Source organism: Anaerococcus jeddahensis (assembly GCF_001182725.1).
Taxonomy (GTDB): domain Bacteria; phylum Bacillota; class Clostridia; order Tissierellales; family Peptoniphilaceae; genus Anaerococcus; species Anaerococcus jeddahensis.
In genome coordinates this window covers 445,549-459,625 of sequence record NZ_CWHU01000005.1, presented here as the reverse complement: position 1 = coordinate 459,625, position 14,077 = coordinate 445,549, and the positions used below count along the sequence as shown (strand labels likewise).

Genomic DNA, 14,077 nt, shown 5'->3' with positions numbered 1-14,077 from the left:
TTAAACCTACTTTAGAATTCCTAATAATGCACCTAATTTGTTTATACCTTCAATAAAATCTGGAAGTGTTGCTATAGATCCGATTATAAATTTCAAAGAATTAAAACTTGTTTTTAAGAGATTTTTATTAGGATTTGATTTGACTACTTCTCCTTTTATCAACTCCATATGACCCATTAGAATACTTCGTTTATCTTCGTCGTTTATATTTTCCAATAGGCTTTCCAACTTTGATATTTCCTCATTAATCTCATTTATATTTAAATAATTATTTTGTATTGCATCTATAGATGAATTATTACTAGCTAAATTTACTTGAACACCAGAACTATTTATGTTAATTTCATATTTATTATTGTCATCGTAACCCATATCAGTAGCTATATCTTTAATATATTCTTCAATTCCTGAAATAAATGGGTAAACCATTCTATTCCCAAAACTTTGTGCCATATCTTGATACTTGTTGCTATTAGCGTAAAACCACCCAAAGTTAATGGTGTTTAAATTATTTTCTAAAATGTATTTAAAAGTAGAATATAAAAGATACAATCTTTTTCCACCATTGCTTCCCAAGTCTAAACATTGTCTCCCATAAGATGAGTAAACATTATTTATATTTTCCTCTAGATCGTCTATATCATATTTGAAGCTTTCAATATAATTTCTTATCAAAGATGTCTTATCTACATAATCTATAAATTCTTTTAGAAGATCGATTTGTTCCCTATAATCCGCATTAATGACATCAGAACCTAAGCTTCTAAATTTCCTACTAAGTTTTCTTAATTCTTTCTTATTAATCTCCATCTACAAGCTCCCCACAAAAAGGACAGTATCCGCCCTCAAGTTTCTTTACGCTACTAATTTTTGCTTTTTTCTTGCAACAATCATAATATTTTTCTTCAAAATCTCCAGTTTTTCGTCCTATAGGTATCTCTGGCTGCTTTTTAATTTTCCCGGTTTTTATTTTAATATCTGAGTTTTTAAAACTTTTTTTCATTGTCACTGAAAACTCATTTAATATATCAGCAACTTTATTATCTATCATCCTCTCCGCTAGATTTATTGTTTCATCATCTAAATAGTCTTGGTGTTTTAAACCACAGTTAGGACACCAAACATCTAAATTTGTGTCATCTTCTATATCTTCTACAATAAGCATAAATTTCTCTCCACAAGATGGGCACTTTAATAAAACATAACCATCAGAATCTGCTGGAATACTTATTTTTAGCGTTTCAAAATCTTTCATCTTTAAATACCTCTACTAATTAAATTTTAACAACTTACTATTATCTAAAGCATCTTCAAGATTTATATTAAGATATATCTCTGTCATCTCTTCTATATTCAATAATATCTCCAATATCACATTGAAAATACTCACAAATCTTTCCTAATGTTTCCAAACTTACATTTTCGTCTCTTCCCATCTTGGCAATTGTCTTGGGAGTTGTTGCTATTGCACATTGTAAGTCTGTTTTTTTCATATTTTTATCTATTAATAACTTCCATAATTTATTATATGAAAATCCCATATAATTCTCCAATTCTATATTTTACCTTTCTAAATGTATAGATTAACTACCTAATTATAGCATATAACACAGATTCCTTTCAATTATATGATTCACTGCGTTAAAACGAGCAAAAAAAATAAAGGCAGTCCGAAGACCGCCGTTATTTATCTTTCTGAACTTTTGCTGTGGTCTTTCTTATTTGACCTAGCTTTGTCATCTGTCTTAAAGCTCTTTATTTGCCCTAATATGGACTTTTTATCCTTATCTTGACTCTTTACTTGTTCTTTTGCTTTTAATAGCTTAGAAGACAAAATACGAACATTTTTATGTTCTTTCTCGTTGTTATCAATACTTGTTTTTACTTGTCCGGAGATTTTAACAAAATCGCCTTGTTTAAGATTCTCTAAATCTTTTGTCTTATCTCCATAGGCTGAACAATTGGTATAAGCTTTATTTCCATCGTCATCTTTATAAATAATTGAAAATTACTTACTTTAAAGTTTTCTATAGTATCGTATTTGACTCCAACATTGATTCAATTTTAAATATCTTCTTTGTTTAATGTAGAATTTATATAAAAGGATAATTTCTTATACCTCTTCTATATAAAAATCTTCTAGTAATTCAAATTTTGATTTTCTTACTTCACTCTTTTTATACACATATTTTGCTATGTTATCAGGATCGTTAAATAATTTTTTTCTATTTATCCCCAATAAATCTAAATCTTTTACAATTTCTATTTTATTTTCAATTTCTATGGAAATATCAGGAACTATTTTCTGTATATAGTCTCTCTTTTCTTGTCTATTCAAAATATTAAGTGGTGAATATAAAATATTTTGATAAATAAATCTACCAGATTGTAATGTCATTCTATCAAAATTAATATTAGGATAATATAATATCATTGGAAAATCAGGTACTTCATAAATATTATTACTATACTTTTGAATTAACAAATATATAAAAGTTGTTAGATATATTATTACATAATCTTCTAATTTCTGTACTTTAAGTTCAAATGAATAATTTGTTAATTTTGATAATTGAAAAAAAATATCCCTCCACATATTCATCTCTTCATTTTTATCATTAAGAAATACTTGAAGTAGCCTTTGGTTTAATTCATTTGGTCTATCCATAATGTATCCCTCTTTAATCCCCTTATCATACCAATCTACAGATTTTACTATTTCAGACGTATATACATTGTGTTTACTTTTTTTTAATAAAACTTTGATCATATTTAAATTATTAGATAATGAAATTATGAATCCTTCTCTATTATACTTATAGAATTCTAATAATTTATTATAAAACAAAACTCTTATTTCATTTTTTTCGATTAAATCATTATAAAAGTATTGTATTTTTCTTCCCGAAATTTCATCACTAAATTTTATAAAATTACTTTTCTTAAATATATGAATATATCCTGTGTATTCAAAGTTATCACAACATGAAAAGTATAAAGCTACTAAAGCTGAACTTGTAATATCTATTAAATTTGTAGGCAATCCATGGTGTTGTGAATAAGATATAAAATTTGACTTTTCAATATCACTTAATTGTGCACTAACCTCATAGAAATATTCATCTATCATCTCATCAATTATAGATTTATCTGAGTCATTAAAATTATCCCTATAACACGATGCTGCAATATTTTTATATTTCCTAGATTCTCCCCTAAAATATGCATCCAATAAATTTTTTTCTTTAAGAATTTTAATATAGTCATATAAACTGCGAGCTCTTAATACTTCCATACTACCTCCTTATTGTTTACACTTTTTTATTATCTACTTAGGCTGAACAATTGACATACAATTTTTTAGTTTTAAATACTCTGATCAAAATGTAAAAAAGAATTAGATTAATTCCACTTCTCTTTTACTTAATATTTTCTTATCTATGATTTGCCAGACAGTGTCTGTTAAATTACATCTCATTAATCCTATTTGATAAAATTGTAACTACACCAGCAACCTTATCAAAGCTCAAATCTCCAATATACTTATTTTCACTGAGATATACTTCCCACAAGGATCTTTGGTATGGATCTTCTTTTATATCCTCGATTATTTCCTCATAGTCTTGCATTATCTCCTGACTTTCTCTTTTCTTTGAGGTTCTCTCTATTGCTTCTTTTAAAACTTTATAGTCTATATCATCTTTTTTTAGTTTGTAGAGGGTGTATAGGTCGTAAAAGTCTCTCATTCGTGTTGTTGCAATATTTCTTCTGATTATGGTTTCATATTTTTCAGCTAAAATTGTTTCTAATGGGTATGCCATTATTTTTATATTTTCTTTGCTAAAGATACAAGGATAGGTGTATTCTATTTCTCTTGGCGTTATTGCATCTCCTGTTGTTAGGTCTAGTTTCATCGGGTTTTTGGTCTTTCCAACATTTGCTATTAATGAAATTCTAAAGTTCTCGTACTCGTCCTCTTCTCTAATATAAGAGATGTCTTTTATTTCAAATCTTATTCCATCATCTACATTGATATTTATAATTTCTTCTACGATTTCTTTTATTTTTTCTTCTTTTAGGGCTATGCCTTTTATGGTTGTGTCCATGTCCATAGTTGTTCTATTTTCAATACCAATTAGAGATGATATTAGGAATCCTCCTTTTATTACAAAATTATTTTTGTACTTTGATTTAGAGAGCCTTTCTAAAAATCTTTCGAAAAAATAAATTTGTAGAACTTCTTGGGATTTCAGATTTTTCTTCTCTGCCAGACTTCTTATCTTGCCCTTTATACTCTCGATATTAATCATGATAATACCTCCATGTATTTTCTAATTTCATCTTCTATTTTAAATAGTCTACTGTATTTTATGAGTCGTCTTAGATTTTTATTTTGTGATTTAAAGTATCTTTTTATGGCTTCTGTGAAAATTTGTTTATCTATTTCTTCTCTGTCGATTATGATGTCACAAATTGTTCGATCTATATCGTAAACTGGAATAAGGTTGCCTTGTGGTGATTTTATTTCTGTCTTTCCTAGTTCGTATAAGTCTTTTTTTACATAGTGAACTTGTAAATCTTCATATCTTTTCTTGATATGACTTGCATTGTAGCCTTGGGGTACAGATATATGAAATACATTTGGAGTCCTATCGGATAGGTCGTGGAGGTATAGGGCTGTTTGATGGGAAAATATAATTCGATTACTATTAGATGATATTAGGACAAAATCATCTATTACTTTTCCTTTTAGTTGATATAGTCCTGGTCTTAATCTTTCTAATTGTCCGATTTTTGTTAATTCTGATAGATTATGCCTACTATATCCAAGTTCTTCTGCTTCTTTGTTGGTTATTACTAAATTTTCTTGTATATATTCTTTAAGTGTATTCATAGTCCGCCTCCTCTCGTTTACGCTTTTATTATATGTTATAAAAGCGAATATGTAAAGTTTGGTTGTGATTGTTTTATATTTTGAAAAGGATATAACGAATCCTTACTCCCTTTCTAAAATTATTCTTTCTTAACTCAATATTACTAATATTATTATAGTTACTCTCCGATATTCGGAGTTCTTGAATTCCGATTTTCGGAAGTCTGGACTTCTGCTTTTCGGAAATTAGATTTTGTATTATTCGTAATATTTAAAATTTATATGTACCAACTTTTTAGAAAAAAAGAGCAGCCTTTTAAGCCACTCTTGTAGAAAGTACAAAATGAGTTAATTATATTTTTTGTGTTTCCTCATACCAGTTGCAAAACTACTCTTACGTCCATATAGTTTTTTTGAGTCTTTTTTACATATCCTTCTTCATCTTTATCGAAGACAAAATGCTTATAAAACTGCTTAAAATGCAGGATTTCTATATTTACATCTTTTGTATCAACGCTATAGTCTCCACATGGCTTGAGTGGTCTGTATGGATAAAATTTGAGATTTTTCAAAAGCCTCGTATGTGGGAATATATCTATGATATAAATTCCTTCTCTCATTACATAATATACTATTAATAAGCAAAGAAAAATAGCCCTATATCACCTTTACTTTATAATGGAAAATCTGCCCTTATCTACAAGTCGATTATCTTAAAAAATCTTCTAATAACAACTTCAGTTTTTTCAATATATTATTCTTACGCCATTGTATAGCTTGATAACTCACTTTCTTTATTCTTGTAATACTCGAAAGAATTTCATCCTGAAAGTACAAACGCTCAATGATGCCCCTTTCTTCTGCATTGAGTCTTGAAATTGTATTTCTGACTGCTTCAATCATCATCTGTGTTTCAACAATCTTTTCTACATCAACACTTTCATCAACAATATTATCTACAAAATGTCCGTCATGATCCAATGATGAAAAAAGAGCAAGTGGTTTTTTCTTTCCACCTGCTCCAAATACTTTTCGTGTTCTCTTTCTCGCCAGTAGACTTTATAAATATCTTCATTGACTTTGACCTTTTGTCCGTTGATATAAAGGTAATATTTTTTTGGCATATATGCTTCCTCCATTTCTTTTTGTATGCGCTTTAAAACAAAAAAAGGAGGACTCCTGCACCTTGGCATAAGAAGTCCTCTAAAACGAAAGAAACTTGTTCTTCCTTTAATTATATTTAATTGTTTAGACGAGCATATGGAAAGACAAACAGCTATAAAGCTTATAGGAAAAAGGACTATTTTTATTGTGGTTTATTCTTTCAAATAAATATATAGACTTTTCCATTTCTATCCCTCCATTTTATAGCTAACTATTTTCCATAAATTAAGTCCTTCTAATGTTTCAAATTCTAAACACCTAATAAGAAATTTTACGCTTGAACTTTTTCTTTCCCCATTTTATTCAGTTCCCCAATCATCATGAAAACGCCAACAACAATCATAATGAAATCAACAAGTGGCTGTGTAAACCAAACAGCTTTTACTCCAAATATCATTGGCAATAAAATCATGGCAGGAACAAACAAAAACAGTTGTCTAAGCATTACGATTATCCCAGCTTTCTTTCCGTTTCCGATTGATTGGAAGAAAGTAACAGTCATAACCATTACTCCATACAAAATAAATACGGAATAGAACAATCTAAAGTTTCCAACACCCTGTGCAATGATGTTTGCTTCTACACCGAATAAAGATAGTATTTGACTTGAAAGCAATAAAGACGGAATCCAAAAGATTGCTGCAAGAACTAAACCGCCAATAGAAAAGACCTTCATAGCCTGTCTTACTCTGTCATACTGCTTTGCTCCAAAGTTTGTTCCAACAACAGGTTGTAAGCCTTGACTCATTCCCCAAAGAGGAATAAATGAAAAGGCATATACACGAAGTGATGCCGCCATCAAAATTCCATTGGTATCTCCGCCATACTTAAATGCCATTTTATAGAGCATAGTCTGTTGAATCATAAACAAAAGCTGCATCATCATAGCGGATGAACCGACAGAAAACATTTCTTTTTTAATTTCCGCATCAGACTTTATCTTATGGATTTTAACAACTTTACTCTTTTTCAAGAAATAATGTAGTGTTGCCACTGCCTGAACAAATTGTGCTGTGATGGTTGCAAGGGCAGCACCTTCAATCGCATATTCACCCATAACTGTCATTAAAATCGGATCAAGAATGATATTCAGTAATGCTCCAAGTCCCATAATCGTCATAGCTTTTTTCATCAGTCCTTCGCCACGCATAACCATGTTTGCGGACTGTGTGAAGTTTACAAATAGAGAACCTATAAAAATTACTCTAAGGTATCTAATACCATAGGCTTTGATTTCACCCGTTGCACCGACCATATCTAAAAAATGCGGAGCAAGAAGTATTCCTCCAACTGTAATAATTACAGAGAAGAAAATCACCCAATAGATTAGGTTACCCATAATTTTATCTACAGTTTTTTGATCCCCTTTACCGATTGCTCTTGAAAGTACAGATGCAGAACCTACACCAAGTAAAGTTGAAACACCGCTGTTGAAAAAGGTAAGTGGCATTGCGACACCACAGGCAGTCATTGCTGTCTGTCCTATAATTTTCCCTGCAAATATTCCGTCCATTAACGGATACAGACCGATAACAATCATTCCGATAACTGCCGGAATAGATAACTGAAAGAGTAAATCTATCGGTCTTTTTGTTAATAATTGTTCTTTCATATCTTGTTTCATTGCCTTCTCCTCTCTTAGACCAATTTTTATATAATTTTTAGTCCTTTATTTTTTTCTTGGAGCTCTACCATATTTTTATAAATCCCATTTAAAGCAATTAGCTCATTATGGGTTCCTTGTTCTGCAATATTCCCTTCCTTGATTACAATAATACTATCGGCATCTCTAATAGTATTTAATCTATGGGCGATAACTAATAATGTTTTATTCTTTACCAATTCACTGATTGCTTCCTGTATATAGCTTTCATTGTCCACATCAACACTTGCTGTTGCCTCGTCAAGAATTACAATAGGAGCATCTTTTAATATGCAGCGAGCAATAGAAATTCTTTGCTTTTCACCACCGGATAGAGTTGCTCCTCCTTCTCCAATCATTGTGTCAAATCCATCAGGAAGTGCCATAATGAAGTCATAGCATCTTGCTTTTTTTGCGGCTTCTATAACTTCTTCTTTCGTCGCATTTTCTTTCCCCATGGCAATATTATTAAAAATCGTATCTTGAAATAAATACACTCTTTGGAAAACCATACTAATTTCCGACATCAATTCAGATAGTGAAACATCCTTTATATTCACTCCTCTAATCAAAATTTCACCGGAGTCTACATCCCAAAATCTCGCTAAAAGGTTGGCTACTGTAGATTTTCCTCCACCAGATGGTCCAACTAAAGCTGTCATTGTATTCTTTTTCATTTCAAAATTCATATCATGCAAAACCTCTTTTTCTCCATAAGAAAATTTCACATGATTAAAACTAATTTCCGGCTCACCAAACCTAGCCTTTAAGATATGTTTTTTACCTGTATCCTGTAGTTCTGTCTCGTTTAATAATTCTTCAATACGATCTAAAGCAGCATTCATAACTGTTAGCCTACTTGCTTCTCCATAAAGAGTTTTTAATGGACTAAATAAGTCAAATACAAATAGTATCAGTCCTAACACATAAGGAAGTTTCAACATTCCTTGTAAATGAAGATACAAAGCAAGTGCCAAAATAAATGTAATTCCGATACCATAAATGATGTTCAATCCGCTTGTCCAAGGTGTCATCTTCTTTTCAAACTTTATAGAAGTGTCTCTTGATGAAGCAAAGCTGTCTGTAAGAGCCTTTGAATTGTCTCCTAAAAGGTTATAGCTTTTGATTACACTAATTCCTTCTGCAAATGACAAAACTGCATCTGTTAGCTTCTCTCCTTGCTCTTGCCTGATAACAGCTTCAGATAAAGACATTTTATTCATTCTGCTTGCAAGTAATGTTGCTATTAGAGTTACACACACAGACACAAGACCTATTCTATAATCCAAAACAAACATGAATATAGTAAGCACAACGGTTGAAAGCACATAACTCATCATATTAGCTATGGTACTCATGGATACTTCCTCAATGAATGCCATATCTGAACTTAAAACAGAATTGATTTTTCCTAAATTTCCTGATGTGAAATATCCCATAGGAAGTTTTCTAAGGTGATTTCCAAGCTCCATCCTTTTGTCTGCAAAAATCAGAAAGCCGGCTGCACTTTGCAATTTATCGCTTAAGAAATGAACCACCGCTTGTAATAAAACCACTAAAACAAGTCCTATTCCTACATATAGAAAAGTTTTGGAGGTATTCGTTTTTTCATAAAATCCTATCAAAACGGTAAATGCAATAAATATAGGCATTTTACTTAATATGGATTCAACGAAGGCAAAAACAAATGCCCCTTTAATTCTATTTTTATACTTTCCTGACAAGTTTAAAATTCTTGATATTAGCTTAAACATTCATTTCACCTGCCTTTCTATCAATTTTCCATTCCTTACTAAATATTGTCGCATTCCATAATTTACGATACTCTGCTGATGATTCTAACAAGTCCTTATGTTTTCCATTTGCAACTAAACGACCATGATTCATTACCAATATTTGGTCTGCATCTACAATTGCCGGAAGTTTATGAGCAATTACAATCAATGTTTTACCTTTTACAAGTTCAGCAATCGCAGCTTCCATCTTTTCTTCATTTTCAGGATCTGCATAGGCTGTTGCCTCATCAAGTACAACAATCGGTGCATTTTTTAAGATAGCTCTTGCAAGGGATATTCTTTGTCTCTCTCCACCTGATAACATCTTTCCTGCCTCGCCAGCCAAAGAGTAAATACCATTTGGGAGCTTATCTAAAAATTCCATACACTGAGCTTTCTTTGCAGCTTCTATCACTTCTTCATCGGTAGCTGACAAATTTCCGATACGAATATTTTCTAAGAGTGAAGTATTAAATAAATATTGGTCTTGAGATACATAAGAAATCTCTTTATTCAGTGCCTTAAGACTCATATCCTGTAAATTTTGTCCTCCAATGCTAATGCTTCCCTCTAAAACATCATAGTAATGAATTAAGAGTTTCGCTAAAGTGCTTTTACCTGAGCCTGATTCTCCAACAATGGCTGTCTTTTCTCCAACTTTTGCTGTAAAGCTCACATTATGAATCACATTTTTAATGTATGTTTCAGGTTGTCCATTCTCTCCCATCTTGCTTAGTTGATAACCAAATGTAACATTGTCATAGGAAATAGTATGATCTATACCTTTAAACCTGTTTTCACCTTGTTTTAATGGTTCTATATTTAAAGCATCTTCCAATGCAGATATTTTATAATTAAGCTGTGGCATTGTTGGTAAAAATCCCAAAGCCTTTAAGAGTGGTAAGCCAATACTCAAAGATAGGCATAATACCAATATCAAATCAGAAAGACTAACATAGCCCATGTAAGCAAAGTAACCGCCAAGCGGCAATGTTAATATAATCGTGCATGGGAGCAAGGCACTATACAATGCCATCCATGGCCATGCAGTCTTATACCAAGCGAGTGCATAATCTCTATAATCTCCAACATCTTTAGAAAATCTTTGATATGATTCCGTTTGCTTGTTAAACACTTTTACTACTTCCATACCATTCACATATTCAATAATGGTATTATTCATTTTTTCACTCGCCATATAATATGGTCCCATTTTTTTCATTCCTGCGGAATACATAATCATCATAGCGACAATGCTTAGTGGAATGGATGCCAAAGACATAAGTGCCAGTCTCCAGTCAACGAAAAACATTGCAATATATACCATTACAGGCACAATTAAATTGGCAATTCCTTCAGGCAATGAGTGTGCCAAAAGAACTTCCAAACTACCAATATCATCTACATACATCTTTTTAATAGCACCTGTTCCCTTTTCTTCAATAGCTCCTAAGGGAAGATTCTCCATCTTTTTTTGTAGAGATGTTCTAAGTCCAAATAATGTGTTATATGCTGCCTTATGAGACATATTAAGAGCCAAACCACCTAATAATGCTTGCAAAACCAAACATATCAAAATACCGGCAAGCAAAATAACTAACCTTGTGAACTCCAAATTTTGTCCTAAAATCAAGGGATTTATAATCTGATAAGCAAATAGAAATGGCACAACTCCCATAATGACACTTAATAGCATAATAAAACTCGCTAAATGTATTGTTTTCTTATGCGAACCAGCATACTCAAAAACCTTATTTAACATCATTCTCCTCCTTAATCAAAGATTTTTTATTATCCATAAAATCCATAATCACTTGTTCATTTCCTTTTACAGATATTTTTTTATAATTTTCACTGCCAATCATTAAAACAGAATGGCAAGTTTTGAATAGTAGTTCCAAGTCATGCGTAATAATGATAAATGGAACTTCCTCTGATTTTTCTGTAATTAAATCAGATATAATACTCATACTTCTATAATCAAGTCCAGAGGTCGGTTCATCTAAAACTATCAATTTTCGATTGGATAAAAACGAAGTAATAATCGCAAGTCTTTGTTTTTGACCACCAGACAATTTTTGTGGGTGGCTTACTTTCTTATGCCACAACTTTGTTTTCTTTAAGTAATCTCGTATTTCTTCTAAATCACTTTCCGTATTCTTTTCTTTACAAAATATCAGCTCATTTTCCACAGTGTCTAAAAAAATCTGAGCATCAACATCTTGCAAAACTAAATAAGAATTTTTCAATCGTTCCTTCTTGTTCTTTCCATAATTCACATCTAATCTTTTTTCTGAAAGCCCACACAAAGAATTTGCTAATGTTGTTTTCCCAATTCCATTAGAACCAATAATTCCCATGATTTCTTTTTCTTTAATGTCAAAAGTCAAATCTTTTATCAAAGTTCTTTTTCCTTGGTGAATATTTGCATTGTCGACTTTTATATAGCTTCTGGTTTTTAATGGCTCTTTTTCCGACACAAGTTCTTTTTCATTTAATGTTCTTAATTCCAGTTCTTTACACTTCCGGTTATCGAGTTCACCTTTTTTAAAAATATTTTCTACCGTTCCATCTTTCATATAGACAAGACGATCAAAAATATTTTTAAGGTAATACAATCTATGTTCAGCTATTACAATTGTCTTGCCAATCGCTTTTAACTTAACAAGTATGTTTTCAAATTTCCTTATACTGTCATAATCAAGGCTACTTGAAGGTTCATCGAAAAAGATAATGTCTGTATCATAAATAAGTGTTCCTGCTATCGCCACCTTTTGTCTTTCTCCACCAGACAATTCAAAGATAGATTTTTTTCTTATATGACCTATCTCCAGTAAATTTAATGCTTTATCTACCTTTTCTTTTAATAAGTTCCCATCTAACCCAAGATTTTCTCCTACCAAAGCAACTTCATCTTCAACCACATCGCAAAAGAACTGATCCTTGGGATTTTGAAATACATTTCCTATATATTTTGCAAGTTCACCTTTCTGATACGAAGAAATTTCTTTTCCCAAAAGCTCAACATTACCTTCTAAATTTCCTTCGTAAAAATATGGAATGAGTCCATTTAGAAGTCTTAAAAATGTTGTTTTCCCACATCCTGAAAGACCTGTTAATACAACTATCTCTCCTTTTTTTACAGACAGTTTTAAGTCTTTTAGTACTAAGTCCTCTCCGTATGAAAATTTGCGTATATTTGCTTCTAACATATTTTCCATACACTCACCAAAACCAAAATTATTCCAATCATTAACATTACAATATCGATAAAAGTAAATTTTACATCATGAAAACTTGTTTTTTTACCATCATATTCAATGCCTTTTGATATGATTGAACAAGTTAAGGTATCGCTTATATCTATGCACTTATACATAAGAGGAACAAAATATAATTCAAATGTTTTAATTGGTTTGAAAATACTTGCTTTAAATCCTCTAATTTTCATGCCATTGTTTATTTCCTTCATCCTAATAGAAATTTCCGGAATAAAACGAAAAAACAGTGTGATTCCTATACCTATTCCACCATCAATACCAATTTTTCTAAATGCAGCAATTAGATGCGAAGAACTATATGAAGACAGCACTTTTCCCAAAATGAAAAGTGGAGCAAATTTCAACACTATAAGTAGCATTGTATATATAGAACCAACCAAAACATTTCCTAAGTGGGGTTTCAGCAAATAAATAAGCCCCCATACTATAAGCAATGAACATATCGTTCTAAATGCCTTTCTTATAGAAAATAAGAATAGTAGTCCTAAGACAAAAATAAGGGAAAATAAATATTGTGATTGCTCTCCAACAGTTAGAATAACTGAAAATAGTAAAATCAACCCAACTATAGTAAGTGGGTTGATTTTATCTAATAGTTGGTACCCTTCTATATAGTTTTTTTCACCTTTACAAAACACTTTTTTTCTTCCTGTTGCTAAAGAATTTGTTGTAAATATATGTTCCAAAATTAGCACCAATAATTGATGCAACGATTGCGATCACTACGCAAATTGCAATGTTTTTAGGGGTGTAAAAATTATAAAGAAATGTTGCATAGTCTGTTGTAAACATCTTAGGGAATTGTTTTGTAAGACCTTCTACTCCAAATACGAATGTGAAATACATCGCATGAAGCGAATATATAAACATACCAGCACCAAAACCAAGACCTACTTTCATAGTTTTGTCTGAGTAATTTTCCTTTTTACCAATCACAAGCTCTGCTAATATTCCTGCAATTGCACAAACTACTATTACAGGCCACATTCCCATAAGAGCATAGAACACGCCGAGTAATAAGAAATATAAGAATGCTGTTCCTCTTTGTGCGACTTGTTTACACATTATTACAAAAACTGGCGCGGCAATTATTGTTGGAAGTGCCGATGATAAATACAAACTCGGAATCATTCCAAACGATCCTGTCAAAAGTCCCAATCCCATTGTTAATACAAAACCAATAACAGAAAATACTGCTATTTTTACAATACTTTTTAAATTCATTTTTCTCCTCCTTGAATACATATAATATTTTTTATCTGCTTATAAAACAGCATGTTGCCAATTTATATAAAATTAAATCTTTAATATAACTAAGTTATATTTGATGCAAAAATTTTTC

The 14,077-nt window shown here is 31.1% G+C and carries 13 protein-coding genes and 2 pseudogenes; all 15 read right to left on the bottom strand.

Annotation, left to right across the window (positions count from 1 at the left end):
- Positions 1 to 6 precede the first annotated feature (6 nt).
- The gene (locus BN2087_RS05290) at positions 7 to 810 is read right to left on the bottom strand and encodes a hypothetical protein (protein ID WP_035111386.1); all 804 of its coding nucleotides are present in this window, start codon (positions 808 to 810) and stop codon (positions 7 to 9) included.
- Complete coding sequence (locus BN2087_RS05285; RefSeq protein WP_035111384.1) at positions 800 to 1,255, bottom strand: hypothetical protein; 456 nt, start codon at positions 1,253 to 1,255, stop codon at positions 800 to 802. Before BN2087_RS05285 ends, BN2087_RS05290 begins: the two co-directional genes overlap by 11 nt.
- 67 nt (positions 1,256 to 1,322) lie before the next feature.
- A complete protein-coding gene (locus BN2087_RS05280; protein ID WP_035111382.1) occupies positions 1,323 to 1,541 on the bottom strand; it encodes a helix-turn-helix domain-containing protein in 219 nt (72 codons plus the stop codon).
- A gap of 146 nt (positions 1,542 to 1,687) precedes the next feature.
- Positions 1,688 to 2,028, bottom strand: a pseudogene (locus BN2087_RS09095) (hypothetical protein); the annotation flags it as partial.
- An 85-nt stretch (positions 2,029 to 2,113) separates the two neighbouring features.
- Positions 2,114 to 3,295 (bottom strand): FRG domain-containing protein, encoded by a 1,182-nt coding sequence (locus BN2087_RS09430; protein ID WP_245190841.1) that lies wholly within the window; start codon positions 3,293 to 3,295, stop codon positions 2,114 to 2,116.
- 172 nt (positions 3,296 to 3,467) lie between these two features.
- The gene (locus tag BN2087_RS05265) at positions 3,468 to 4,310 is read right to left on the bottom strand and encodes a nucleotidyl transferase AbiEii/AbiGii toxin family protein (RefSeq protein ID WP_049690796.1); all 843 of its coding nucleotides are present in this window, start codon (positions 4,308 to 4,310) and stop codon (positions 3,468 to 3,470) included.
- Entirely contained in the window at positions 4,307 to 4,894 is a 588-nt protein-coding gene (locus tag BN2087_RS05260; protein ID WP_049690795.1) for a type IV toxin-antitoxin system AbiEi family antitoxin domain-containing protein, read from the bottom strand. Before BN2087_RS05260 ends, BN2087_RS05265 begins: the two co-directional genes overlap by 4 nt.
- A 350-nt stretch (positions 4,895 to 5,244) precedes the next feature.
- Positions 5,245 to 5,445 (bottom strand): hypothetical protein, encoded by a 201-nt coding sequence (locus tag BN2087_RS05255; protein ID WP_049690794.1) that lies wholly within the window; start codon positions 5,443 to 5,445, stop codon positions 5,245 to 5,247.
- Between the two features lie 136 nt (positions 5,446 to 5,581).
- Positions 5,582 to 5,997, bottom strand: a pseudogene (locus BN2087_RS05250) (sigma-70 family RNA polymerase sigma factor).
- A 311-nt stretch (positions 5,998 to 6,308) separates the two neighbouring features.
- Positions 6,309 to 7,661, bottom strand: coding sequence for an MATE family efflux transporter (locus BN2087_RS05245; protein WP_034439151.1), 1,353 nt, complete (start codon positions 7,659 to 7,661; stop codon positions 6,309 to 6,311).
- 26 nt (positions 7,662 to 7,687) lie between these two features.
- Entirely contained in the window at positions 7,688 to 9,433 is a 1,746-nt protein-coding gene (locus tag BN2087_RS05240; protein ID WP_002834843.1) for an ABC transporter ATP-binding protein, read from the bottom strand.
- Entirely contained in the window at positions 9,426 to 11,216 is a 1,791-nt protein-coding gene (locus BN2087_RS05235; RefSeq protein WP_004835097.1) for an ABC transporter ATP-binding protein, read from the bottom strand. The genes BN2087_RS05240 and BN2087_RS05235 overlap by 8 nt, the downstream gene beginning before the upstream one ends.
- Positions 11,206 to 12,675: an ABC transporter ATP-binding protein gene (locus BN2087_RS05230; protein WP_002834845.1), complete on the bottom strand. Its 1,470-nt coding sequence runs from the start codon at positions 12,673 to 12,675 to the stop codon at positions 11,206 to 11,208. The genes BN2087_RS05235 and BN2087_RS05230 overlap by 11 nt, the downstream gene beginning before the upstream one ends.
- Entirely contained in the window at positions 12,660 to 13,430 is a 771-nt protein-coding gene (locus BN2087_RS05225; RefSeq protein WP_425339113.1) for an energy-coupling factor transporter transmembrane component T family protein, read from the bottom strand. Before BN2087_RS05225 ends, BN2087_RS05230 begins: the two co-directional genes overlap by 16 nt.
- Positions 13,363 to 13,959, bottom strand: coding sequence for an MptD family putative ECF transporter S component (locus tag BN2087_RS05220; protein ID WP_019125108.1), 597 nt, complete (start codon positions 13,957 to 13,959; stop codon positions 13,363 to 13,365). The genes BN2087_RS05225 and BN2087_RS05220 overlap by 68 nt, the downstream gene beginning before the upstream one ends.
- Between the last annotated feature and the right edge of the window lie 118 nt (positions 13,960 to 14,077).

Bases quoted from the DNA above. Each gene is read 5' to 3' on its own strand.
- BN2087_RS05290 (WP_035111386.1), bottom strand. From the start codon at position 810: ATGGAGATTAATAAGAAAGAATTAAGAAAACTTAGTAGGAAATTTAGA.
- BN2087_RS05285 (WP_035111384.1), bottom strand. From the start codon at position 1,255: ATGAAAGATTTTGAAACGCTAAAAATAAGTATTCCAGCAGATTCTGAT.
- BN2087_RS05280 (WP_035111382.1), bottom strand. From the start codon at position 1,541: ATGGGATTTTCATATAATAAATTATGGAAGTTATTAATAGATAAAAAT.
- BN2087_RS09430 (WP_245190841.1), bottom strand. From the start codon at position 3,295: ATGGAAGTATTAAGAGCTCGCAGTTTATATGACTATATTAAAATTCTT.
- BN2087_RS05265 (WP_049690796.1), bottom strand. From the start codon at position 4,310: ATGATTAATATCGAGAGTATAAAGGGCAAGATAAGAAGTCTGGCAGAG.
- BN2087_RS05260 (WP_049690795.1), bottom strand. From the start codon at position 4,894: ATGAATACACTTAAAGAATATATACAAGAAAATTTAGTAATAACCAAC.
- BN2087_RS05245 (WP_034439151.1), bottom strand. From the start codon at position 7,661: ATGAAACAAGATATGAAAGAACAATTATTAACAAAAAGACCGATAGAT.
- BN2087_RS05240 (WP_002834843.1), bottom strand. From the start codon at position 9,433: ATGTTTAAGCTAATATCAAGAATTTTAAACTTGTCAGGAAAGTATAAA.
- BN2087_RS05235 (WP_004835097.1), bottom strand. From the start codon at position 11,216: ATGTTAAATAAGGTTTTTGAGTATGCTGGTTCGCATAAGAAAACAATA.
- BN2087_RS05230 (WP_002834845.1), bottom strand. From the start codon at position 12,675: ATGGAAAATATGTTAGAAGCAAATATACGCAAATTTTCATACGGAGAG.
- BN2087_RS05220 (WP_019125108.1), bottom strand. From the start codon at position 13,959: ATGAATTTAAAAAGTATTGTAAAAATAGCAGTATTTTCTGTTATTGGT.